The organism is Bacillus testis (assembly GCF_001243895.1).
Classification (GTDB): domain Bacteria; phylum Bacillota; class Bacilli; order Bacillales; family DSM-1321; genus Bacillus_AD; species Bacillus_AD testis.
This window is the reverse complement of the sequence record NZ_LN851186.1, coordinates 432326-455272: the sequence shown is the minus strand read 5'-3', so window position 1 is coordinate 455272 and position 22947 is coordinate 432326. Positions and strand designations below refer to the sequence as shown.

Sequence of the window (22947 nt, the reverse complement as noted above, 5' to 3'; positions counted from 1 at the left end):
GCCCTCTACTTTTCTCGATCTAGCTGCAGCGGCCAGGGACTAGCAAACTTCACCTCATTCTTCTACGATAAGTCAACTATGAAATGCTGAACCGGTCTGCTTACCCCCGACAAGCATAAGAACCCTCTCTACAGGAAACATGGGTTTCGTTTCCGAAAGAGAGGGGCTTATGACTCGAGGGGGTGACCGGTGAAGCTAGACACATCGGTTCGTTCCTCACCGTGTTTCCTTTATCTCAAAGAGAAAGGGCTCCAGTCCCTACGCCGCTAAACGGGTGTTCTCCGCTTTTCTATTTACTATGCATTTTGAATTCTAGGAATAGCTCGTTGTAGTAGGCGAGCATTTTTTTGCCGAGGTTTTCGTAGACCTCCAGTTTGTCTGTCAATTCCGGGTTTGGATAGAATCTTGTGTCGCTGGAGATTTCTTTCGGCAGGTATTTTAACGCTGCTTTATTCGGTGTGGAGTAACCCACATATTCCGTATTGATAGCGGCGTTTTCTGGATCAAGCATAAAGTTCATGAAGGCATAGGCACCTTCCATATTTTTGGCTGTTTTCGGGATGACCATATTGTCAAACCATAGGTTAGATCCTTCTTTTGGAACTACGTAATCCAACTTATCATTTTCACTCATAATTTCAGCAGCATCACCTGACCAAACGACTCCAACCGATGCCTCTTCATTGGCAATGAGCATTTTGATTTCATCGCCGACAATAGCTTTGATATTCGGCGTCATTTTATCCAGCTTTTCTTTCGCTTCAACCAAATGCGCTTTATTGCGGTCATTCAAGGAATAGTTCAGGCTGTTCAGCCCCATGCCGATCACTTCTCGGGCTCCGTCGACCAATAGGATTTTATTTTTCAAATCTTTGTCCCACAGGTCATTCCAGCTCGTAATCTCTTTGCCGTTCAGCATTTCTTTATTATAGATAATGCCGACTGTTCCCCAGAAATAAGGCACAGAGTATTTATTTTTCTCATCAAACGGCAAATCCATGAAACGGCTGTCGATGTTTTTCAGATTAGGTAATTTGCTATGGTCGAGCGGTATAAGCAAGTTTTCATCCTTCATTTTGGATATTGCGTATTCCGATGGGACAGCAATATCGAAAGTCGTCCCGCCTTGCTCGATTTTTGTCATCATCGCTTCATTCGAATCGAATGTCTGATAGATGACCTTGTATCCCGATTCTTTTTCGAACTTTTTGATCAAAGCAGGATCAATATAGTCGCCCCAGTTGAAGATGGTGACCGTTTTATCCCCTGAATATCCTTCAGAAGCATTCAAATGGTTGATAAGATACAAAATGCCGAAAGACACGACAAAAACTAAAATAAACACACGTGTTAATTGCTTCATTTCTTAGCCCCCACTTTCGGGCGGATATTGCGTTGAGTAATAAAGTAGTAACCGATGACCAGCACAACAGTGAATAAGAAAATCAATGTGGATAGTGCATTAATCTGTAGAGAGATTCCTCTGCGGGCAAGTGAATAGATCTCAACGGATAGAGTGGAGAATCCATTCCCGGTTACAAAGAACGTTACTGCAAAATCATCCAGAGAGTACGTCAATGCCATAAAGAAGCCGGCAAATATCCCAGGAGTGATGTAAGGGATGATGACCTTCGACAATACATCAAATTTGCTTGCTCCCAGGTCAGTGGCCGCATCAATCAATGATGTGCTCATCTCCTGCAGTTTAGGCAGAACCATGATGACGACAATTGGAATAGAAAAGGCGATATGCGATAGCAATACCGAAACAAATCCCAATTTAATGCCAATCATCGTAAAGAGAATCAGGAACGATGCCCCAATAATGACATCCGGGCTGACAATCAATACATTATTCAGCGACAGAATCGTGTTTTTTGTTTTTTTGTTTTTCATATATAAGATGGACAAAGCACCCAATACGCCGATAATCGTCGCGATTGCGGCTGATAACAGGGCGATGACCAATGTGTTCAATACGATAATCCATAGGCGTGTATCCTGAAGCACTTCTTTATACCAATCCAATGTGAATCCATCAAATCCGGTCATATTGCCGGCGCTATTGAACGAATAAAACATCAGGTAAAAAATCGGCGCATACAGAATGAAGAACACAACCATCAAATAAATAGTAGATAGCTTACTATTTTTTTTCATGTTTCATCCCTCGCTTCCGTTTGCCAGTCACGCCCATAATGATAAACATGACAATGATTAAGAATACAGCGATCGTGGCACCCATTCCCCAGTCCTGTGTAACAAGGAAATGCTGTTCAATAGCTGTACCAAGTGTGATGACACGGTTGCCGGCAATCAGTCTCGTAATCATGAAGAGCGATAGCGCCGGTATGAATACGGCTTGGCATCCGGCCTTTACGCCGTCGATCGTTAACGGGAAAACGACCCGTTTAAAGGTGATCCAGTTGGAAGCCCCCAAATCCAGCGATGCGGATAGCAAGGAAGGATTCAATTTTTCCAACGCATTGAAAATCGGCAAAATCATAAACGGGATGAAAATATAGACAGACACAAAGATAAAACTGAAGTCTGTAAACATAATCTGTTTGGAGCCTATTCCAATCACATCGAAGAAGGAATTGATAGGACCATACGTTCCGAAAATGCCGATGAATGCATATGCTTTCAATAATAAATTAATCCATGATGGCAGTATGATCAGCAATAACCATAATTGCTTATGCTTGGTTTTGGTCAGCAGATAAGCCGTCGGATAAGCAATTAACAAAGAAAAAGCCGTAATTAAAAAGGCATACCAAAACGAACTCAGTACCATTTTTAAATAAACGGGCGTGAAGAACTTCTGGTAGTTAATCAGAGAAAAGCTTCCTTCTATATCAAAGAATGAATAATACACAACAAGAACAATAGGCGCTATGACGAATAAAAGAATCCATACATAATATGGAATGGAATACAGTAGGCGATTAGTCTTCATTTTCTGCCTCTTCATAAGCTTCTAGGCGCGCATCGAATTCTTCTTCAGTCTCGCCTGGACGCATTACGTGGATTGCTTCAGGCTCAAAGAATAGCCCTATCTCTTCGCCGACCAACGCTTTCTTAGTGGAATGGACAAGCCACTCATTTCCATCCTTGTCATAGCATGAAATTTCATAATGGACGCCGCGGAATAATTGCGTATCCACCTTCACTTGCAGTTTGCCTTGCTCCGGTGAAGTAATCTCCAGATCCTCCGGCCGTATCACAATTTCAACCGCTTCATTCGGTTTTAGGCCGGCATCCACACATTCAAATTGTTTGCCTGTAAATTCCACCAGGTAATCTTCTATCATTTTCCCTGGCACAATGTTAGACTCTCCGATAAAGTCGGCAACAAAACGGTTGATCGGCTCATCATAGATATCGATTGGCGTGCCGCTTTGTTCGATGTTTCCTCTGTTCAAAACAAAAATTTCGTCACTCATAGCCAACGCTTCTTCTTGGTCATGCGTTACAAAGATGAAGGTGATGCCCAGACGGCGCTGCAACTCTCTCAATTCATACTGCATTTCTGTCCGCAACTTCAAATCCAATGCAGATAACGGTTCATCAAGCAGGATAACCTCAGGTTCATTGACGATAGCACGTGCGATTGCCACACGTTGGCGTTGGCCGCCGGACATTTCGCTGATTTCTCTGTTTTCATAGCCCACAAGGTTGACGAACTTAAGGGCCTCTTTCACTTTTTGTGTGATGGCGTCATTTTTCATTTTTTTGATGCGCAGCCCGAATGCAACATTTTCGAATACATTCAGATGCGGGAACAATGCATAGTCCTGAAAGACCGTGTTCACTTGTCTTTGGTTGGCAGGCACATTGTTGATCAATTTATTGTTAAAGTATATTTTACCCTTGGAAGGGCTTGTGAATCCGGCAATAAGGCGGAGAATTGTTGTTTTTCCGCAACCGGAAGGGCCAAGCAATGTATAGAATTTTCCTCTTTCAATCTCAAAGCTGACCTCATTTAGTACGGCAGGATCATCGTCATATTGCTTAGTGACCCCTTCAAACCGAATAATAGTTTGTTCTGTCATTGTAGTCTCCTTTTCCCGGTATTTCCCAGTCATTTTAAGTAATCAAATCTTACAGATATGAATCTGTTGCAACTAATATCAGTTGCGAATGGCCGGGGTTTTCATTGACGATCTGATGCCTGTCGGAGGCATGGAAGTAAATGGCCTCCCCCGCTTTCGCATAGTATTCGTTTCTTCCCAGCAGAACTTTCACTTTTCCTTTTAATACGTAACCGAACGTTTCGGATAATGAAGGTTCGAACACTTTGTACTCCCCTTCTTTTTGAAACGTAAGGATAATGGGCTCCATTTCTTTTTCATTGGATTCTGGCACAAGCCACTGGATATGGTAGCCTCGCTCTTCATCCTCAAAGCATGTCTGGTCTTCCTCTGTATACACCACTTTTTGCACTTGGTCCTCTTCACTGAAGAATTCCTTCGGGGAACAGCCAAGCACTTCAAGGATATTAAAAAACGTTTCTATGGAAGGTGAGCTTAAATCCCGTTCCAATTGTGATATATAACCTTTGCTCAAATCAGTCCGTTCACCCAATTCTTCTTGAGTTAACCCTTTTTTCAATCGTAGATTTTTCATTTTCCTTCCGATCAATTGCATGATTATATAACCCCATATTGTTTAAAGTTAGTAAACTTCCGATAATTATTGTTTATTGTTACTTTACTTAGAGTTTACTTTTACCATTAGCTATTATACAAGATTGTCCTAAAACTTCAATAGAAAATACTTTATTTCCCCACACTATTTTTACCTGTTCTACCTGGTGCGAAGATTCGAAGTGGGATAGCGGCAATAAGATCTCAACTGATGTTCGTTAGGGGAAAAAGGATATCGAAAGTTTCACTGTGCAGAATAGACAGGCTGATTTTTCCTATATAGATATGTATTTCACTTCCATCTGTATTTCAAACAAACTCTTTCGGCTTTCCTCTATGGGTGGGGCTGTATATCCAATAATCGTCTAAACCTTTTATTATTTCAGAAAAATATTTATAATAAAAGTACATCCTGATAACTACTAATGATAAAGGTTGTGAACAAAATGAGTTGTTTAATCGTTTATGCATCGAGAAACGGCAGTACTGAAAAATGCGCGCTGAATCTGCATGAAAAACTAGATGATTCCGTCATTCTCAACCTTGAGGAGTGTAGCCCTCCGCTCTCTGAATTTAACACCATCATAATCGGCAGCTGCATTCGCTTTGGAAAAATCCATAAACTCGCCAGAGAATTTATCAACACGAACTTGGATATTTTATTGCAAAAGAAAGTAGCTATTTTTATTTGCTGCGGCATGCAGGAGCAGGTTGAAGACCATTTTAAATTAAACTTTCCGCCTGCACTCTTAGAGCACGCCATGGCGGCCGTGAGCCTTGGCGGCGAATTCCCCGACCATCCCGGCAAACGCCTAGATGCTTTCGTCCTGCGCCAGGTACGCAAAAATTTTAGTAAAGAAAAGAAGCCGCTGCCGCATATTGACGAAGATAAAATAGATGCTTTGGCCCGTACTGTCTGCAATCCGTGAAGCAGGCCCTTTTTGGCCATATTAAAAACCCGCATCCATTTATAGCGGATGCGGGTTTTATCTCTATGAAGAAAAGAGGGGGGCTCTTTTCGGATGGAGACATGATTATTTTGTAATAGCGCTTGAAACTTCATTCACCATTTCTGCGACTGATTCTAGACCGCCGCCAGATAGGTACCAGTAGTTAGGATCCAAGTAAACAATGTGGCCATCCTTATAGGCATTTGTTTTCTTCACTAAATCGTTCTCTACTGTTTTCTTTGCTCCTGAATCTTTTCCATCTTCACTTGTCACTACCTTATCGCGGTCCACAACGAATAAGTAGTCAGGATTTTGTTTCAGTACGTATTCAAATGAAGCTGTTTGGCCATGAGGCGATTTGCTGTCAATATTCTTGTCTGATGGAGTGACGCCAAATTCATCATGGATGATGCCGAAGCGTGATTGCGTGCCGTAAGCACTGATTTTGCCGCCGGATGCAAGAATGATAAGTCCTTTCTTATCAGGATCGACTTTATCCTTCAGCTGTTGCACGGAATCTTTCACAGCAGACAATTCTTTATTGGCTTGCTTTTCTTTATCGAAAATTTGGCCGATTGTCTTCACATTGCTTTCGAATGACTTCATGTAATCCTTTGTATCAACGCCCATATAAATGGTAGGTGCGATTTCACTGAACTTATCGTAGGAATCCGCTTGTCTGCCGGAAATAATGATTAGATCAGGCTGGATTTCATTGATTGCTTCAAAATCCGGCTCTTTTAAGCCACCGACATTTTTATACTTAGAATCTTTGTATTCCTTCAGATAAGATGGAACATTGTCTTGAGGAACGCCAGTCACATCAATGCCCAATTTATTCATTGTATCAAGAGTGCCAAAGTCGAACACAACCACTTTTTTAGGATTGGCAGGCACTTTGGTTTCGCCGTAATCATGTTTGACAGTAATTGTTTTTTGTTCTTCTTTGCTGCCATTGCTTTCATCTTTCTTGTCATCTTGTGCACCGCAAGCTGCCAGCACGATTGTAAATAGAGCAAACATAATCGCGATCAATGATTTTTTCATTTTCTGCACCTCTTCATTTTATTACGTAAAATATACGCATATTTTTTGGCAATTTACATTTTGGATAGCGATATCCATATCATAAATATCTCTTAGCACATCCGAATTGATAATCTCTTCAGCAGGTCCTTCTTTGACGATTTTCCCATCCTTTAATGCGACGATATAATCGGAATAACAGGAAGCGAAGTTGATATCGTGTATCACGATGACAATCGTTTTGCCTAGTTCGTTCACCAAGCGGCGCAGAATCTTCATAATCTGGACAGAGTGCTTCATATCCAGATTATTCAACGGCTCATCCAAAAGGATATATTCCGTATCCTGTGCAATGACCATCGCAATATAAGCCCTTTGCCGCTGCCCACCGCTCAATTGGTCAAGATACTTATCCTGCAAATCTTCCAATTCCATATAGGCAATGGCTTCATCTACTTTTCTCCAGTCTTCTTTGGATAATCGGCCCTGCGAGTATGGAAAGCGGCCAAAAGATACCAGTTCCCGGATGGTCAAGCGGATATTGATATGGTTCGTTTGCTTAAGAATGGCGATTTTACGCGCCAAATCATTGCTTTTGATCTTGCCGATATCATTCCCCTCTATTAATACTTCACCCGTATCCTTGGCGATCAAGCGGCTAATCATGGACAACAATGTACTCTTCCCCGCTCCATTCGGCCCGATGAAAGACGTGATTTTTCCTTTTTGGATAGAGACAGAAACATCATCCACAACACTTTTGTTACCATACAATTTTGTTACATTCGCTACTTCAATCATGTCCGATTCTCCTTTAATAGAAGATATATAAAGTAAATGCCACCGATAAAATTAATAATGACACTCAGTGTAGTTGAGAAGGTGAACACTCTCTCAACAAGCAAAAGGCCTCCGACTAACGCTGTAATACTGATAAGGACCGATCCTAGGATCAAATATGTATGTTTATACGTTCCCAGGAATTGATACGCTACATTGACGACAAGCAGGCCAAGGAATGTAATCGGGCCTACCAAAGCTGTAGAGATGGAGATCAATACAGCCACAACCACCAATAACCTTCTGACCACATAATCATATGGAACACCTAGGTTGATGGCTTGTTCCCTTCCCAGCGCCAAGACGTCCAGATATTTAATGAACTTCAGCGAGTAAAGGAAAATGGCAACAATGCCTATGATGGATATCGTTAATAAATCCGTGTTTACATTATTGAAGCTGGCAAACATTTTATCTTGGATCCTTGTATATTCATCCGGATCGATCAACACTTGCATGAAGGTTGAAGCGCTTTGGAATAGCGTGCCGAATACAAGGCCCAGAAGCAACAGAAAGTACAGATTCTGCCCTTCCCTTTTGAACAGCAACCGATAAAGGAATCCGACGAAAATGATCATCAGGACAATTGTAATGAGGAAATTGACATTTTTATTGACGACGCTCAGAGTCGTAGACCCAAAAGCAAAAATCAATACAGTCTGGATCAGCATATAAAGGGAATCCAATCCAATGATGCTCGGTGTCAAGATCCGGTTATTCGTAATCGTCTGGAATACAACAGTTGAAAAAGCAATGCATGTACCGGTAAGGACGACGGCCAACATTTTATATCCTCTTCTCGGAAGCACATATTCCGGAAAATTCCCCATTTCCGTGAATATGAACACGCCGATCAAGGTAATGGCCACTACTCCCACTAAGGTTAGTTTCGCTTTATCACTCATAGGCTCTTCTCCTTAATAGCAAGTAAGCAAAGATGGCGCTGCCTATTACTCCAACTGTCATGCCGATCGGGATTTCGTACGGAAAAATAACCAAACGGCCCAGAACGTCACACACCAATATAAAAACGGCTCCCAGCAATGCTGTATGCGGCAAATTATTCTTTAAATGATCACCCTTATAAATGGAAACAATATTCGGGATAATCAAACCAAGAAACGGGATGGTCCCCACTGTGAGAATAACGACAGCCGTAATCATTGCCACTAAGATTAAGCCGGTATTGACCACTTGCTTATATTTCAGTCCCAGGTTCAGGGCAAAATCCTCGCCCATTCCCGCTACCGTAAATTTGTTGGCAAATAAATATGCCAGAACCATTAATGGGATCGAGATATAAATCATCTCGTATTTGCCTGTCATGATGCCGGAGAAATCCCCCTGCAGCCAAGCAGACATATTTTGGATCAGGTTGTTTTTATAGGCAAAGAAGGTCGTTATGGAACTAACGATATTCCCAAACATCAGCCCTACCAGAGGGATGAAAACCGCATCCTTGAATTTGATTTTGTCTAAGATTTTCATGAAGATCAAGGTTCCCGCCAAAGCAAAAGCAAAGGCAATCAGCATTTTTTCCATTTGGGATGCTGAGGAAAAAAGAAGCATGCTCACCATGATTCCAAGCCGTGCTGAATCCATTGTTCCCGCAGTAGTCGGCGAAACAAATTTATTTCTGGTCAATTGTTGCATAATCAAACCAGCCAAACTCATGCTCATGCCCGCTACTATGATACTGACCAGGCGCGGCAAGCGGCTGATTAGCAAAATTTCTTTCTGCTCATCGCTTAAGCTGAACAAATCCAAGGGTGAAACATCACTCACTCCAATGAAGATGCTTATAAAAGATAATATAATTAATCCACTCAGTAGGTATCTTTTCTTCATAGGAATCCTCTTTTCAACAACCTGCCATAATGACGACGTTTTCTTTCGAAAGACAATCATTCTCAGGATACCTGTAAAAATAGCACACTGCACATGACTCGATTTCGCGAAATCTGTTTCTTTTTTACCGATACTGAGAATATAACTTACATAACAAATGATAATGATTATCATTACCACTTGTCAACACCAATTTTGTATTTTTTTCGATTATTTTTCCATTTTTCCTGGCTCTCTCTCAAAACAATGGGTGATTTAGGCAGGAAGAACCTAACTCCGCCCACTAAAAAAAGACAGCCAAATGGCTGCCTTTCTTCTTCCATATTCAGAATGCATCTTCATTATTTAAGGTGGTTCTTCCCAAAATCCCCATTGAATCTATATGGGCCTTCGTTTCCGCATCTCCCAATTGATAGATTTTTTCATACAGGGAAATCAGCCGTGAATCATATTCATCGTTTTCTTTGTCATGATGGTATTCCAGAAAAGGAATCTGCGCCCGAAAATGCGTCTTTAAGTCACTGTCATACAATTCGTTTGCTAGGACTTCAATATCACGATACTCCTGGTCAGTGGCTATAATCCGGAATTGGCTGTCCCCTTCCTGTGGCTCCCTGGAAACCTGGCCGCTTTGGATACTTATATAATATACTTCTTGTCCGTCTTGCATATGGATCATCTCCTTTTTAGAAGATTTACCACAAAACAGGAAAAATAATCCTTTTACACACGGGATTTAGCAAGCAAGTAGATGAAATAAGGAGCCCCAACCACTGCTACAACAATTCCAGTTGGAATCCCGCTCGGCTGGAGGATCATCCGGGCAATTGTGTCACTGTTCAGCACAAGCAAAGCGCCCACCAGAGCCGATGCCGGCAACAAGTAACGGTGGTTTGTGCCCACCAGCCTTCTTGCCAAGTGCGGGGCGATTAAGCCGGCAAAGCCGATACTGCCGCTTACCGATACACACGATGCTGCCAGGGCCGTTGCGAATATAAGCAATAAAATCCGCTCTTTTCCTACGGCAACCCCCAAACCACTGGAGAGATCCTTTCCAAATGACAGGGCATCCAGCACTCTTGCTTTCACAAAGGACAGCGGCAGCAACACGATTAGCCAAGGCAGAAGGACAATCACGTAATCCCACGTTTTGCCCCAAATATTCCCGGACAGCCATTTGGCCATAAACTGAAATTCATCCGGCCTTAAACGGATGGTGAACATGATCATCACGCCGGCAATTGCTGCGCTTAAACCGATCCCCACTAACACAAGACGCGATGGATCAATCCCCTCATTCTTCCGGTATGAAAACAGATATAAAAGGACAGCTGTGAGGGCACTTCCTATAAAGGCTGCGAATGGAAGGGCAAGCAGATGTTGGATGGATTCAGACTGAAAGAACAACAGATAGACCACAATCATGATGCCGGCTCCATTATTAATGCCCAGAATGCCTGGATCAGCCAATTCATTTCGCGTCAGCGCCTGCAGGATACAGCCGGACACGGCAAGCCCCATTCCAACTAGGACAGCCATCACGATGCGCGGCATTCTCATCTGGAATAAAATCAAATTTTCCTGCCCATTGCCATTGCCGAATAATGTCCGGATTACTTGTCCCGGCGAAAGGCTTATTTGGCCCAGTGAAACGGAAATGAGAATACTGACTATGATCAGCACAAAAAATATAGCCAAGTAAATGGCTTTTTTACGGTTACGTCGCCTCATTAATTCATGCATATTCATATTAGCTTTCTCCTTCTCGTCACTAAATAGATGAAGAAAGGAACAGAGATGAACGATATAATGGCACCGATCGGCGTTTCGAACGGCGGATTAAGCGTACGTGCCCCAATGTCAGCCAAAAGCATCAATGCCGCTCCAGCAACCGCACTTCCCGGTATGATCCAGCGATAGTCGACTCCTACGATATAACGGACGATATGAGGAACAACCAAGCCGACAAAAGCAATCGAACCGACCGTAGCTACAGCGGAACCCGCCAGCAATAGAACAACAATCGTAGCTATTGCTTTTACTAGCACAATATTCTGCCCCAGTCCTGTCGCCACGTCTTCTCCGAAGCTTAGGACCGTTACTTTACCTGAAATGGCCACTGCCCCTGCAAGGGAGACTATAATCACTGGAAGAAGGATTTGGATATCATTCCATGTCAATGTTGCCACTCCTCCCGATGTCCAGAACGTCAAATCTTTGCTGACATTGAAATACAGAGCAACCCCTTGGGCAAGCGCGCTTAATAAAGCGGAAACCGCCGCTCCTGCCAGTACTATCCGGAAAGGCGACATGGCGCCCTTAACCAGCCAGACGGACATAAACACAAGCAATGCCCCCAAGCCTGCCCCGACAAAAGAAAAGGCTAGATGCCCCATAAAGCCTAAAGCAGGAAAAAAGGCAAAGCTAATCGCCAACAGGAAAGAAGCGCCTGCATTTAAACCAAGCAATCCTGAATCTGCAAGCGGATTCCGGGTCATTCCCTGCATGATGGCACCTGCAGCCGCTAAGGCACTGCCGACTAGGGCGGCACTGATTTCTCTCGGAAGTCTAACATCTCTGACAATTATATGTTCTGTCATCTCATGATTGTAGTGGGCAATCGCCTGCCATACCGTACCAAGCTCTATATGGGCCGATCCCACAATCACACCAAATGGAATAAGGAGAAAAACCAGAATAAGGCCAGAAGTAATCAACGCCAATCCCCTTTTTCTGTTCTTATGCTGCTCCATTATAAATAGCCACCTCGCTTCCCATTAACACCTGTTCACCCTATATTTGAAAATTAGGTTTCCAGACAGTAAGAAAACGACAAAAACGGATGGCTTTTGTCGTTTACGTCTTCTTCTGTTTTATTTACCTGTCAAATTTGAAACAATCTCATCCATAATGTGATCCAGTGTAACCGGGTCGGAGAAATAAGATGTTTTTGGATTTAACGGAAATACATTTCCCGCTTTTACAGCAGGAAGGCTCTTCCAAACCGTACTGTTCTTAATTTTATCATTGGATGATTCTTCGCCTGCCCAGCTGCCGAAGAAAATATAATCGCCAGCATATTCAGGGATATTCTCTAATGATACTTCAGCAAATCCACTCTTGTCGATGACATTTTTTTGGACAGCTTCCGGAGCTTTCAAGCCAAGCGCCTTATAGATGACTTCTCCCCCGCGGCCGAAGTTATCACCAAAAACGTATACGCCTTTTGAGAAGCTTTCCATGATTGATACAGTCTTGTCACCTACAGCCGACTGTACTTTTTCCTTGTTTGCCGCAACTTTATCATTCCACTCGGCTATCCATTCCTTCGCTTCTTTTTCTTTATTCACCAATTGGCCAATGGTTGTCATGTTTTCAAGATAGTCGCGTTTGCCCCACTCGAAAGCAACAGTTGGTGCAATATCCTGAAGAGATTTAATGTTTTCATCTGTCGTGCCTGTAATAATCAGATCCGGTTTAAGAGAAAGGATTTTTTCCAATGCATCCGATGTCACTTCTTCTGTACCGTCTAGCTTTCCTTCAAAATAAGGGTTTTCAAGAGCTAGCTTTTGAGCGGCTACCGGCTTTATTCCGACCTGCAATAAATATCCTACATAAGAAGCTTCTAGAACAACCACCTTTTTAGGATTAGCCGGTACGTCTATTGTGCCGTTATCTGCCTTAAAAGAAACGGTTTTCTCGTCTTTGTGATCTTTTTTATCTGATGTATCATTGTTATTATTGCTGCAGGCTCCTAGCATCATGAACATGCAGAGCATGATGAAAGCCCCTGCCATTTTCCATTTTTTCATCTTCTAATCAACCTCGCTTCTTTTATCTTATTATTAATGTGCTAAATCATAGGATAAACATACTGGCTTATTGGTGTTGGGATCGGTAACGATTGTTGCATGAATGCCAAAAACCTCCAGAAGCACTTCTTTCGTCATGACTTCCTCCGCTTTACCGAAATGGACGACCTTGCCTTTCTTCAATGCACAGATATAATCCGAAAAACGGACAGCCTGGTTAATATCATGAAGAACCATCGCAATGGTGCGCCCCTCCTTCTGGTTCAAGTGGTTCAAAAGTTCCAACACTTCCATCTGGTGGGCCATATCTAAGTAAGTTGTCGGTTCATCCAACAGCACCAATTCTGTTTCCTGAGCCAGTGCCATTGCAATCCACGCCCGTTGGCGCTGGCCTCCTGAAAGCTCGTCCACATGGCGGTCATGGAACGCGGACATCCCGGTGACGCCAAGCGCCCACTCAATCACCTCTTTATCCTTCGCAGTTAAGCGCCCCATCCCTTTTTGATAGGGATATCTGCCATATGAAACAAGCTCATAAATGGTCATACCCACAGGCGCTTCTGGAGATTGCGGCAATATAGCCATCTGCATGGCAATCTCTTTTGTAGAAAGAGAATGTATATCTTTCCCATCCAAAAGGACTGAACCTGAACGCGGCTTATGAAGCCGGGCGATTGTTTTTAAGATCGTTGATTTCCCGCATCCATTTGCGCCTATAAAAGATGTGATTTTTCCTTTTGGAATATTTATAGTGAGATTTTGAACGACATTTTCTTTTTCATACCCGATCGATAAATCCTTGGTTTCTATGTGTGATATAGTAATCACCTCACTCATACTGACTATGATAATCATTATCAAGTATAGTAATATACTTATTGAATCGCAACCTCTGTATTCAAAAATACCGGGCTTATTTCTATAGTAGAATCTATTTTTATCTTTTTTCCACCATTCATGCATATTAAACGCAAATAATAGTCCATAAGTATGACCAATAGCTACTAAACCAAAAATTTTCATGAATAAAAAGAAGGTATTTAAACAAAAATTCAGAATATTATATAATTATGAATGTAATGAATAGCCATTCATTACATTCATGTAAACGGCTGTTTTCAAAAGCTTTGTTGCTTTTTACTAAATTGGCGCCCGCTTTTCACAGCAATTAACAACGAATTAAAACAACAGCCTTTTAGAAAACAGTACAAAAAATGAATATATTGGAGGTCTTGTATGAAAGATTCCGCTGTATCTCTTGCTCGAATGAAAGATAGGAGAGGCGTTTTCATCGCTCTTGCAGCCGCTATCTTGGTGCCGCTCATTTTTGCAGCCATTATTCTTACTCCTACCTGGGGCCCTTATGACAACTTGTCCAATTTACCGGTTGCCGTTGTGAATGAAGATGAAGGTGCCCTTTCAGGCGAAACACCCGTCAATGTCGGTAAAGACTTAGTAGCCGACCTGAAAAAGAACAAAACCCTTGGCTGGGATTTTGTAGATGCTAGAGAAGCTGAGGAAGGTATGAAAAATCTGGACTATTATATGGTTATCCAAATTCCTAAAGACTTCTCGCAGAGAGTAACGACCGTATTGACGGACAATCCTACAGTTCCCGAACTGGTGTATACCCAAAATGAAGGGCTGCATTTCATGGCCGCCCAGGTGACCAAAAGCGCCACCGAAAGGATCCGCGAGCAATTGGCCAATAAAATCACTGCCACCTATGCTCAAAATATGTTCGATCAGTTGAGCCAAATTGCATCCGGCTTTACAGACGGCGCAGATGGCTCTAATAAACTCCACGATGGCTCTGTCACCCTAAAAGATGGAACAGGCCAAATCCTCCAGTCTCTTCAATCTAAATCCGGCGATATCAGTAAACTCGCTGATGGAACACAGGAATTGAAAAGCGGGACAGACACCTTACTTCAATCACTTCAATCCAAAGCAGGAGACATCTCCAAATTAGCAGCGGGGACAGCCAAAGCGAAGGATGGGACCGGGCAACTCCTTCAGGCCCTGCAAGGCGGCACAGGCAGCATTAACCAACTGGCTGCAGGATCCAAAGAGTTACAAAATGGAGCAAATTCCCTGCAAGACGGTTCCAGCAAAGTATTAACCGGGTTAAAATCTGCCCAGGCCGGCAGCAAAACATTAAATGATGGTTTGGCTAAGCTAGCGCCCGGAAGCAAAGAAATGGCTGCTGGCGTCGGTACCGCTGTGGATGCAATCGGTTCAAAACTGGAGCCGGGTGCACAGCAAGTCGCTGCGGGCATTGAGCAAATGTCTAAACACCCTATGTTAGGACCTATATTGGCCGTAAATCCGGACTTCCAGAAGTTATTGGCTGGCAGCAAGGAACTGGCTGGTGGGCTGAATCAACTAAAACAAAAATCAGTTGCATTGAAGACAGGCGCAGACCAACTTGCCGGAGGACTTGCGCAGGCCGCTCCAGGAGCCTCTCAATTGAAAGCAGGCCTTGACCAATTAGTCGCTGGACAATCACAAGTGGTTCAAGGATCTGCGAAGCTAGCAGGCGGTGCTGCCAAGCTTGCGAATGGAAACGCTTCCTTAACCGGATCTTGGGGCAAGCTGACAAACTCTGTCGCTACACTTGATAACGGCATGTCTGTCATCAACGATGGAAACCACTCTGTGGATGCAGGTTGGAAAAACCTTACTACCGGGGCACAAAAGCTGAATTCAGGCATGACACAAGTCAATGACGGCAACCAGACAGTTAAAGTCGGCTGGAACGATCTGACTGCTGGAGTGCAGCAAGTCGACAATGGCATCCTCCAATTGCAAGATGGCTCAAAGCAGCTCGCTTCGGGATTGCAGGGAGGCGCTTCAAAAGTAAATGCTATAAAAGTAAACCAGGATAATATCAATATGTTCTCTTCTCCGGTTGAATTAACGGGCAAGACGATTCACTCTTTCCCGATGTACCGCTATGCGAACGCACCCTATATTTTGTCGCTTGCTTTATTTGTAGGTGTGCTTGTTCTGACTCTGCTTTTTGATATCCACAAACCATATGATCTGGCTGTTTCCAGCTTCCGATGGTATTTCGGCATTTATGCAAAACTTGCAGGATTGGCTGCCATTCAGGCTATCATTATGAGCGCTTTTGCTTTATTCTTTATCAGGCTTAGTGTTTCTAATGGCATCCTGCTTATGTTATTTGCGATTCTTGCCAGCGTGACATTCCTTGCCATGGTGTTCTTCCTGATAGCACTGGCCGGAAATATCGGCAGATTCCTGGCAGTTGCATTTCTGGTCTTGCAATTATCCACCACTGGCGCAAGCTTACCGGTTGCCATGCTGCCTGAGGGGCTGCGGGCACTTAGCTCCTGGCTGCCGATGCGTTACTCGATCGATAGTTTCCGTGCCCTTGTATCGTTGGACAACACAAGTTCCGCTTGGGGAAATCTGAGCATCCTGCTTATCTATTTAATCGTCTCCATTCTCTTAATCAGCCTTGTTGCCTTGTTCAGCAGCAAAAGACATCTTTCCTCAGACCGTCCGTTGGAGGCGTAGACGAACAGAAAAAGGATCCGCCCGGTCTTGGCGCGGATCCTTTCTTTATTCTGTCAGGGTTCTCATATAGTCAACCAATTGGGGCATTACTTTTTCATAACGGAAATCCAGTGCGGTCATACGGCCATTGGCTGCCAAATACCTTCTTTTTTCTTGATCCGCCAACAGGCTTGCAACATGCTCGGCCAGAGCCCAGTGATCTCCCGGTTCAGCCATCAGGCAATTATAGTGATTCAGAGCATACTCCTTCACGCCTCCACAATCCGTCATCACAACCGGTAAACCGCATGCCATCGCTTCTAGCGGCGGCATGCCAAAACCTTCATACCATGATGTGTACAGAAATAAATCCGCATTCTGATAACAACTGACCAACTCGGATTCTTTCGGCTGGACAATGTATTCGATTGGAAAAACGGCAGTATGCGCAGGCACTGTTTGGCAAACCCATTTCACCTTGAATCGATGTCCCTTTGCCCATACAATGGACAAGGTTTTAATGGCATCATTAAACGATTTGAAACGCAAATTCGGATTACCCACCAATAGTATGGTCGGTCTATCGGATGGTGGCCTTGACTCAACTGGCGTATATTTTTCGACATCAATGCCATTTGGGAGCACATCCGTCTCCAATCCATACCGCGCAGAAAGGACTCTAGAAACAAAATTCGAGACACTTAGTATGGGAATCCCAGCCTTATAACAAAGTGCAAGGCTTGAACGTATCGCTTGTATATGGCTGTATTCGGGAATATCGCCAAATAGTGATTCATGCCCCTGTTCCCAATAGAACACAGGGGTATTCGCATTTTGCATTTCGGCTAGCTGGTAGATCCATCCTGCCACAATCACATCACAGTCTCTGCAATGATCCTTTAACAAATGATCGAGCGGCACGAGCACTTGGCGGTCCACCTCTATATCCGCCCACTTGGGAAGAACTGTACTGCCTTCCTCTCCCTTAAAAAAAGCCGTAATATGGTGGCCTTGTTTATGGAGCAAATCCATCTGGTTCAACAGCATTTTCATGCCTCCGGTCATTCCGTGGTGCGGTAAAAGATAACCGATTTTCAAAGGCTTTTCCTGCTGCTTGCTTTTCTTTTCATCTGGAAAAAACTTAAATATATATGCTCCGTTATCCCCTACTTTCACTTCACTGAAATGATAATCATAGTCAGCGAAATCCACAATCGACCATCGGCTTCGGTGTGTCTCCAATTCATTCCCCAAGTAGTCACCTTGCACGGAAGGAATAATCGGGGTAGAGACAATTAATGAAGTATTGGTAATTGCAAGTAGCTGGTCGATCAATTGAAGTCCCTCTTCTTTGTCAAAATGCTCCAGAACATCGATCAATAATAATGTGTCATAACTCTGGGTGAGCTCCGGCAAAACCTTTGATACCTTCCCATAATAAACGTGGTCATACACATAATCATGGATAGGATTCCGATACCCTTCGAACCCTTCAATTCCATCGATTTGTAGGAGCCAGGCTTTCTTGTCGTAGCGTTCATATGGAATATCAAAGGCTTCCCGCAGCAAGAAGCCGTATTTTCCAAAACCGATTCCTATATCCAATACAGACTTCGGCTGATCCAGCATAACCAAATCAATGATCGCCGGGACCGCCTGATACCAACTGGTTGGCAATTATCCTACACCTCCCTCTCTTTCATTACATTCTCTAAATACTGTTTATTGTTTAAAATGCTCGCGTTATTCGGCTGGTATAGGCGGGCTATTTCATTATGGTAATAGGCCTGTTCGATTTTTCCGATCGCGTCATAGCAAACGCATAGCTGCAAATGGGGAAGCCAGGTGTAATAGGCATAGTTGATAAAGGCCCCCGTTGCCTTTACTCTCTCTGGATCTGATTCAGCTGCTTGTTTATACCAGTAGATGGCCTGTTCATATTTTTTCTCCTGCAGGCGCAAATACCCAAACTTGAAGCATAGGCTGGCCCGTGGCAAATCGTATGTGAAGGACTCCAGAATATACGCTTCCGCTTCTTTTTTTCTGCCTAACTGCAGCAATGCTTCGGCAGCCTGGTCGCAGGCGCGTATACAGTCCTCCACCCAGCCCCTCTTCGTATCCAGGAATGAACGGTAATTCTCAACAGCTCTCTCGAATAATCCATGGTCCATACATTCATTGCCGAAATAATAGAGATCGCGGGGACTGAATTCATGCCCGTCTTTTAGTTGTTTCTCATAGATTCGTAAATTTCGGTCAGATTTGGTTGTTTTCGCGCTTCTGTGGGTAATACAAATATCACTATGAAAAATAGGGCCGCTCACGTCCAAAAATTCATGAACCGCACCAATCCACTTATACTGCCTCGCCGTTTTGACCAACCGGTTTCTGCTGAGACTGCTGACGGGGATCCCATTCTCATCAGTGGCCAGTACATAAACCATTTGGACTGAATCATAGGATGTATCCAGTGTCTCTTTCAATCTCTTGATCTTCTCCTGGTCTTCCTTCAAGATGACATCATCGGCATCAAGCCACAGCGTATACTCCTTGGTTGCTTTGGAGAAAGCGAAATTACGGGCCTCTGCAAAACTATCTACCCAAACAAAATCATAGATATTGTCCGTGTAATTTTGAGCTATTCTTTTAGTCTCATCAGTTGAACCGGTGTCGACAATAATAATTTCATCCACCAAGTCTTTTACACTGTCTAAACACCGGGCCAATACCGCTTCTTCGTTTTTTACGATCATACATAAACTGACCGAAATCAAAAGAACCCCTCCTATTCAACCCTCCTGACAATATATGCGTATCAGGGGATGTCCTACTCATATTTCCCGAAAGAAAAAGCTGTTTCGTCCATTCTTTGCCATGCCATCCAATCTAGCTAAAAAATGCCCAGCATCGATTGTGTTGCTGGGCATTTTTTATTTTTTGCAAACCAACTATGCAAGTCTAACAATCGCTACGTTTGCGCCTGATCCGCCCCCAAATAGTGTCGCGTTGCCCACTGAACCGAACAGTTGCAGTGTAACTGTCGTATTCGCAGGGACAGTTACTATCACCTTATTCTTAAATCCTAACATTGTCAGCGCTGGTGAAATCTGAGAAGCAACATTCCCGGCTCCATTTATTAATAACCGCGATCCGACATTCAGCCCAGCTATTAATTGAATGGTGTAATCAATATAGTATCTTCCAGCTTCTAATAACGTGAATGTATCGGTAGCAAACGTAATTCCAGGACCGATATCTTGAGAATCAGGCAACGGAATATTGGTGCCGTCCACTGAAACTTCAATTTGCCCTCCCCCTGTATTGGCCGCATAAGCGGAAGTAGCTGTCGTCCCTGTTCCGGTGGCTCCCGTTGGCCCCATCACTCCCACAGGGCCGGTTGCTCCTGCTAATCCGGTGGCTCCCGTTGGCCCCATTACTCCTGCTGGCCCGGTTGCTCCTGCTAATCCGGTGGCTCCTGTTGGCCCCATTACTCCTGCTGGCCCGGTTGCTCCTGCTAATCCGGTGGCTCCTGTTGGCCCCATTACTCCTGCTGGCCCGGTTGCTCCTTTGGCTCCTAATGTCCCCGGCGGTAATAGGACCGTGAAATCAGGTAAAGTGCCTGGCACTCCTACCGGTCCATTTACGTTGGCGGCGTATATTCCGCCTTCATGATAAACAATCTGTCCCCTTGGATATAACGGTGCAAGTTCCGAATTGAAAACTGTCATATCAGTCAGGCCAATGCCAGCCCGACCGGTCGCCCCCGTGGCTCCTATGGCCCCCGTTGGCCCCATTACTCCTGCTGGCCCGGTTGCTCCTGTTGGCCCGGTCGCTCCTGTTGGCCCCATTGCTATCGCCAGGCCGGTCACTTCTTCTAATCCTGTGGCTCCCGTTGGTCCCATTATTCCTGCCAGGCCGGTTGCTTCTTCTAATCCTGTGGCTCCTATTGCATTTCTGCCTGTTCCTCCTGTAGATCCCTGAAGGTCCAACTGTTCAGGCATTCCGGAGGTAAAACCGCTAGCACCCGGAAAGCCGCCACTTGGTATAAAATCGCGTTTACTTGACTTGCGACGGTATGAGCGTTTTTTCCCCACTGTGCAATCCCCTTTCATTCTTCTATTTCCGGTTATGTTATGAAAAAGCATAACTATATGTAACCAAGCAATCTTATTTTTAGTAAAAAAAGGCTTCCACATAAAAAAAAGCATTGCCACCGAGGGACAATGCTTTCTTCCTTATTTATTTTTCGAGAGTTCTTTATAAGCGATCACTTTTAAAGCCTGAATTTCATCAGGTGATAATTTTTTCTCCACCTGGCTCATGATTTCTTCTTTAGAAGCTGTACCGTTACTCACTTGAGTCTGCATGTTCTTTAGTTTACTGATCCCCACTTTTCGTACAAGAACCCTAGTGGCCTCCTCTTTTGTATGGAATGGAAGTTCACTTTCATCCACATTGGCACCTTCTTGGACGAATTTTTTCAGTTCGGGATCCTTCTCGATGTACTTTTTCACAGCTTCCACTTGCCCGCTGTTTTCTAATTGGTCTGAAACCATATCCATCACTTTGTCTGAAGCATAATTAGTGCCGAAATAATAAATGCCATAACCAGCTGCAGCTAAAATAACAGCCAGTACAAGGATTACTTTTAAAAATTTCATGCACATTCCTCCCCCTTTTACCTGTCCCCAGAATACAACTTGGAATCAGTTCTTGGCAAACGCAAAGCATCGTCACCAAAGTGATTACATGATATACCGTCCATTAACAGCGGGCAACTACCAGCCTATCAATCTGCCAAATTCGAATTAAATCTTTTACAGTTAATAAATAATCCGCAGCCAAATATATAATCCGGCCAATGTGACGAATAAAGTAGGAACCGTCAAGATGATCCCTACCCTAAAATAATATCCCCATGATATATGGAATCCTTTATTCCGAAGCACATGCAACCAAAGAAGTGTTGCCAATGAACCGATTGGTGTCATTTTCGGGCCAAGATCAGAGCCGATTACATTGCTAAACACCATGGCTTCATGCAGGATACCAGTCGCCTGTATATCCGAAATGGCCAATGCATTTATCATAACAGTAGGGAGATTATTCATAACAGCTGACAATACAGCCGCTATGAATCCTGTACCCACCGTCGCCGCAAACAAGCCGTGATCGGCAATCCAAGCAATCGCGTTTGCAAGAAGGCTTGTTAATCCCGCATTTTTCAGTCCGTACACGACAACATACATGCCGATTGAAAAGAAAACGATATTCCAGGGAGCACCTTTAATGACTGCGGGAATCGAAACAGCTGTGCTTTTTTTGGCCAATAAAAGAAAAATCACACTGATGGCTATTGCTATAAAGGAAACCGGAATGCCGATTTCTTCCCCTCCAAAATAGCCAATTAATAACAGTCCCAATACCCACCAGGCATAGCGGAACATTTTAGGATCCTTAATGGCTTGAGCTGGACATTTCACTTGTTTTGGATCATATGTACGCGGCAAATCTTTTCGGAACAGCAAATACAGCACAATGATGCTGCCGATTAAACTGAAAAAATTCGGCACAATCATCCGTGAAGCGTATTCGCCGAACGTAATATGGAAAAAATCAGCTGATACAATATTAACTAAATTACTTACAATGAAAGGCAATGAAGTTGTATCAGCAATAAAGCCGCTGGCCATGATGAAAGGAATAATCATCCGGTCTTTGAAGTTCAAAGCCCTGACCATGGCAAGGACAATAGGAGTCAGAATAAGGGCTCCTCCATCATTAGCAAATAAAGCCGAAACAATGGCGCCAAGCAAGGAAATAAGCAGGAACATGACCAGTCCATTCCCTCTTGCCAGTCTGGCCATATGCAATGCTGCCCATTCGAAGAAGCCTATTTCGTCCAGGATTAATGAAATAACGATCAAGGCAACAAAGGTAAGAGTCGCATTCCAGACAATACCGGTGACATCCATCACATCCTGAAAGGTCACTATGTGAAAAAGGAGGGCCAGAATCGCTCCACCGCAAGCACTCCAGCCAATCCCCAGGCCGCCTGGCTGTCTGATGACCAAAGCCAGTGTACCAATAAATAGAATAATTGCAATCGTCGTTGTATACATCCTTACACCCCATAATTATTTGCTTCGTTTCTTGTCTGAAACTCTCTTCTTATGATAGAGTCAGCCTTCACGCAATGCAATAAAGTGAAACTTTGGGGACAAAAAGAAAAAGGCTTTCACCCTCAAACTCAATAGATGAAAGCCTTTCTGCTTAATTCCTACTGGCGTTCCCCTCATA

Annotated in this window: 21 protein-coding genes; 2 read left to right on the top strand and 19 right to left on the bottom strand. The window is 43.7% G+C overall.

The window, feature by feature from the left end; translation table 11 throughout:
* Nucleotides 1-289: 289 nt before the first annotated feature.
* The 5 genes from BN1765_RS02840 to BN1765_RS02820 are packed head-to-tail and all read right to left on the bottom strand — an operon-like array spanning nucleotide 290 to nucleotide 4650.
* Nucleotides 290-1363 (bottom strand): ABC transporter substrate-binding protein, encoded by a 1074-nt coding sequence (locus BN1765_RS02840; protein WP_050613753.1) that lies wholly within the window; start codon nucleotides 1361-1363, stop codon nucleotides 290-292.
* Nucleotides 1360-2160: an ABC transporter permease gene (locus tag BN1765_RS02835; RefSeq protein ID WP_050613752.1), complete on the bottom strand. Its 801-nt coding sequence runs from the start codon at nucleotides 2158-2160 to the stop codon at nucleotides 1360-1362. The genes BN1765_RS02840 and BN1765_RS02835 overlap by 4 nt, the downstream gene beginning before the upstream one ends.
* Nucleotides 2147-2959: an ABC transporter permease gene (locus BN1765_RS02830; protein WP_050613751.1), complete on the bottom strand. Its 813-nt coding sequence runs from the start codon at nucleotides 2957-2959 to the stop codon at nucleotides 2147-2149. Before BN1765_RS02830 ends, BN1765_RS02835 begins: the two co-directional genes overlap by 14 nt.
* Nucleotides 2949-4055 (bottom strand): ABC transporter ATP-binding protein, encoded by a 1107-nt coding sequence (locus BN1765_RS02825; RefSeq protein ID WP_050613750.1) that lies wholly within the window; start codon nucleotides 4053-4055, stop codon nucleotides 2949-2951. Before BN1765_RS02825 ends, BN1765_RS02830 begins: the two co-directional genes overlap by 11 nt.
* A 49-nt stretch (nucleotides 4056-4104) precedes the next feature.
* On the bottom strand, nucleotides 4105-4650 hold the full coding sequence (locus BN1765_RS02820; RefSeq protein ID WP_050613749.1) for a helix-turn-helix domain-containing protein: 546 nt from the start codon (nucleotides 4648-4650) through the stop codon (nucleotides 4105-4107).
* Between the two features lie 445 nt (nucleotides 4651-5095).
* Between BN1765_RS02820 and BN1765_RS02815 the strand changes: the two genes are divergently transcribed.
* Entirely contained in the window at nucleotides 5096-5578 is a 483-nt protein-coding gene (locus BN1765_RS02815; protein ID WP_050613748.1) for a flavodoxin domain-containing protein, read from the top strand.
* A gap of 105 nt (nucleotides 5579-5683) precedes the next feature.
* Here BN1765_RS02815 and BN1765_RS02810 read toward each other — a convergent pair whose 3' ends face one another.
* From BN1765_RS02810 to BN1765_RS02770, 9 genes are all read right to left on the bottom strand, one after another.
* Nucleotides 5684-6646 (bottom strand): siderophore ABC transporter substrate-binding protein, encoded by a 963-nt coding sequence (locus BN1765_RS02810; protein WP_050613747.1) that lies wholly within the window; start codon nucleotides 6644-6646, stop codon nucleotides 5684-5686.
* 21 nt (nucleotides 6647-6667) lie between these two features.
* On the bottom strand, nucleotides 6668-7426 hold the full coding sequence (locus BN1765_RS02805) for an iron ABC transporter ATP-binding protein (protein ID WP_050613746.1): 759 nt from the start codon (nucleotides 7424-7426) through the stop codon (nucleotides 6668-6670).
* A complete protein-coding gene (locus BN1765_RS02800; RefSeq protein ID WP_050613745.1) occupies nucleotides 7423-8370 on the bottom strand; it encodes an iron chelate uptake ABC transporter family permease subunit in 948 nt (315 codons plus the stop codon). Before BN1765_RS02800 ends, BN1765_RS02805 begins: the two co-directional genes overlap by 4 nt.
* Nucleotides 8363-9313 (bottom strand): ABC transporter permease, encoded by a 951-nt coding sequence (locus BN1765_RS02795; protein ID WP_050613744.1) that lies wholly within the window; start codon nucleotides 9311-9313, stop codon nucleotides 8363-8365. Before BN1765_RS02795 ends, BN1765_RS02800 begins: the two co-directional genes overlap by 8 nt.
* 325 nt (nucleotides 9314-9638) lie before the next feature.
* Entirely contained in the window at nucleotides 9639-9983 is a 345-nt protein-coding gene (locus BN1765_RS02790; RefSeq protein WP_050613743.1) for a hypothetical protein, read from the bottom strand.
* 53 nt (nucleotides 9984-10036) lie between these two features.
* Complete coding sequence (locus tag BN1765_RS02785; protein WP_050613742.1) at nucleotides 10037-11062, bottom strand: FecCD family ABC transporter permease; 1026 nt, start codon at nucleotides 11060-11062, stop codon at nucleotides 10037-10039.
* The gene (locus tag BN1765_RS02780) at nucleotides 11059-12066 is read right to left on the bottom strand and encodes a FecCD family ABC transporter permease (RefSeq protein WP_050613741.1); all 1008 of its coding nucleotides are present in this window, start codon (nucleotides 12064-12066) and stop codon (nucleotides 11059-11061) included. The genes BN1765_RS02785 and BN1765_RS02780 overlap by 4 nt, the downstream gene beginning before the upstream one ends.
* A gap of 120 nt (nucleotides 12067-12186) precedes the next feature.
* Nucleotides 12187-13125, bottom strand: a complete 939-nt coding sequence (locus BN1765_RS02775) for an iron-hydroxamate ABC transporter substrate-binding protein (RefSeq protein ID WP_050613740.1) — start codon at nucleotides 13123-13125, stop codon at nucleotides 12187-12189.
* A 33-nt stretch (nucleotides 13126-13158) separates the two neighbouring features.
* Entirely contained in the window at nucleotides 13159-13944 is a 786-nt protein-coding gene (locus tag BN1765_RS02770; protein ID WP_147554240.1) for an ABC transporter ATP-binding protein, read from the bottom strand.
* A gap of 417 nt (nucleotides 13945-14361) precedes the next feature.
* Between BN1765_RS02770 and BN1765_RS02765 the strand changes: the two genes are divergently transcribed.
* Nucleotides 14362-16668: a YhgE/Pip family protein gene (locus BN1765_RS02765; protein WP_050613739.1), complete on the top strand. Its 2307-nt coding sequence runs from the start codon at nucleotides 14362-14364 to the stop codon at nucleotides 16666-16668.
* Between the two features lie 45 nt (nucleotides 16669-16713).
* Here the strand turns inward: BN1765_RS02765 and BN1765_RS02760 are convergent, their stop codons facing one another.
* The 5 genes from BN1765_RS02760 to BN1765_RS02740 all read right to left on the bottom strand — a co-directional run bounded on the left by BN1765_RS02760 (nucleotide 16714) and on the right by BN1765_RS02740 (nucleotide 22769).
* The gene (locus tag BN1765_RS02760; RefSeq protein ID WP_050613738.1) at nucleotides 16714-18324 is read right to left on the bottom strand and encodes a glycosyltransferase family 4 protein; all 1611 of its coding nucleotides are present in this window, start codon (nucleotides 18322-18324) and stop codon (nucleotides 16714-16716) included.
* A gap of 5 nt (nucleotides 18325-18329) precedes the next feature.
* Nucleotides 18330-19421, bottom strand: coding sequence for a tetratricopeptide repeat-containing glycosyltransferase family 2 protein (locus tag BN1765_RS02755; protein WP_050613737.1), 1092 nt, complete (start codon nucleotides 19419-19421; stop codon nucleotides 18330-18332).
* Nucleotides 19422-19595: 174 nt separating this feature from the next.
* A complete protein-coding gene (locus BN1765_RS20645; protein WP_050613736.1) occupies nucleotides 19596-20741 on the bottom strand; it encodes a BclA C-terminal domain-containing protein in 1146 nt (381 codons plus the stop codon).
* 141 nt (nucleotides 20742-20882) lie between these two features.
* Entirely contained in the window at nucleotides 20883-21308 is a 426-nt protein-coding gene (locus BN1765_RS02745) for a hypothetical protein (protein WP_050613735.1), read from the bottom strand.
* A 162-nt stretch (nucleotides 21309-21470) separates the two neighbouring features.
* Nucleotides 21471-22769 (bottom strand): arsenic transporter, encoded by a 1299-nt coding sequence (locus tag BN1765_RS02740; protein WP_050613734.1) that lies wholly within the window; start codon nucleotides 22767-22769, stop codon nucleotides 21471-21473.
* Between the last annotated feature and the right edge of the window lie 178 nt (nucleotides 22770-22947).

Bases quoted from the DNA above. Each gene is read 5' to 3' on its own strand.
- BN1765_RS02840 (WP_050613753.1), bottom strand. From the start codon at position 1,363: ATGAAGCAATTAACACGTGTGTTTATTTTAGTTTTTGTCGTGTCTTTC.
- BN1765_RS02835 (WP_050613752.1), bottom strand. From the start codon at position 2,160: ATGAAAAAAAATAGTAAGCTATCTACTATTTATTTGATGGTTGTGTTC.
- BN1765_RS02830 (WP_050613751.1), bottom strand. From the start codon at position 2,959: ATGAAGACTAATCGCCTACTGTATTCCATTCCATATTATGTATGGATT.
- BN1765_RS02825 (WP_050613750.1), bottom strand. From the start codon at position 4,055: ATGACAGAACAAACTATTATTCGGTTTGAAGGGGTCACTAAGCAATAT.
- BN1765_RS02820 (WP_050613749.1), bottom strand. From the start codon at position 4,650: ATGCAATTGATCGGAAGGAAAATGAAAAATCTACGATTGAAAAAAGGG.
- BN1765_RS02815 (WP_050613748.1), top strand. From the start codon at position 5,096: ATGAGTTGTTTAATCGTTTATGCATCGAGAAACGGCAGTACTGAAAAA.
- BN1765_RS02810 (WP_050613747.1), bottom strand. From the start codon at position 6,646: ATGAAAAAATCATTGATCGCGATTATGTTTGCTCTATTTACAATCGTG.
- BN1765_RS02805 (WP_050613746.1), bottom strand. From the start codon at position 7,426: ATGATTGAAGTAGCGAATGTAACAAAATTGTATGGTAACAAAAGTGTT.
- BN1765_RS02800 (WP_050613745.1), bottom strand. From the start codon at position 8,370: ATGAGTGATAAAGCGAAACTAACCTTAGTGGGAGTAGTGGCCATTACC.
- BN1765_RS02795 (WP_050613744.1), bottom strand. From the start codon at position 9,313: ATGAAGAAAAGATACCTACTGAGTGGATTAATTATATTATCTTTTATA.
- BN1765_RS02790 (WP_050613743.1), bottom strand. From the start codon at position 9,983: ATGCAAGACGGACAAGAAGTATATTATATAAGTATCCAAAGCGGCCAG.
- BN1765_RS02785 (WP_050613742.1), bottom strand. From the start codon at position 11,062: ATGAATATGCATGAATTAATGAGGCGACGTAACCGTAAAAAAGCCATT.
- BN1765_RS02780 (WP_050613741.1), bottom strand. From the start codon at position 12,066: ATGGAGCAGCATAAGAACAGAAAAAGGGGATTGGCGTTGATTACTTCT.
- BN1765_RS02775 (WP_050613740.1), bottom strand. From the start codon at position 13,125: ATGAAAAAATGGAAAATGGCAGGGGCTTTCATCATGCTCTGCATGTTC.
- BN1765_RS02765 (WP_050613739.1), top strand. From the start codon at position 14,362: ATGAAAGATTCCGCTGTATCTCTTGCTCGAATGAAAGATAGGAGAGGC.
- BN1765_RS02745 (WP_050613735.1), bottom strand. From the start codon at position 21,308: ATGAAATTTTTAAAAGTAATCCTTGTACTGGCTGTTATTTTAGCTGCA.
- BN1765_RS02740 (WP_050613734.1), bottom strand. From the start codon at position 22,769: ATGTATACAACGACGATTGCAATTATTCTATTTATTGGTACACTGGCT.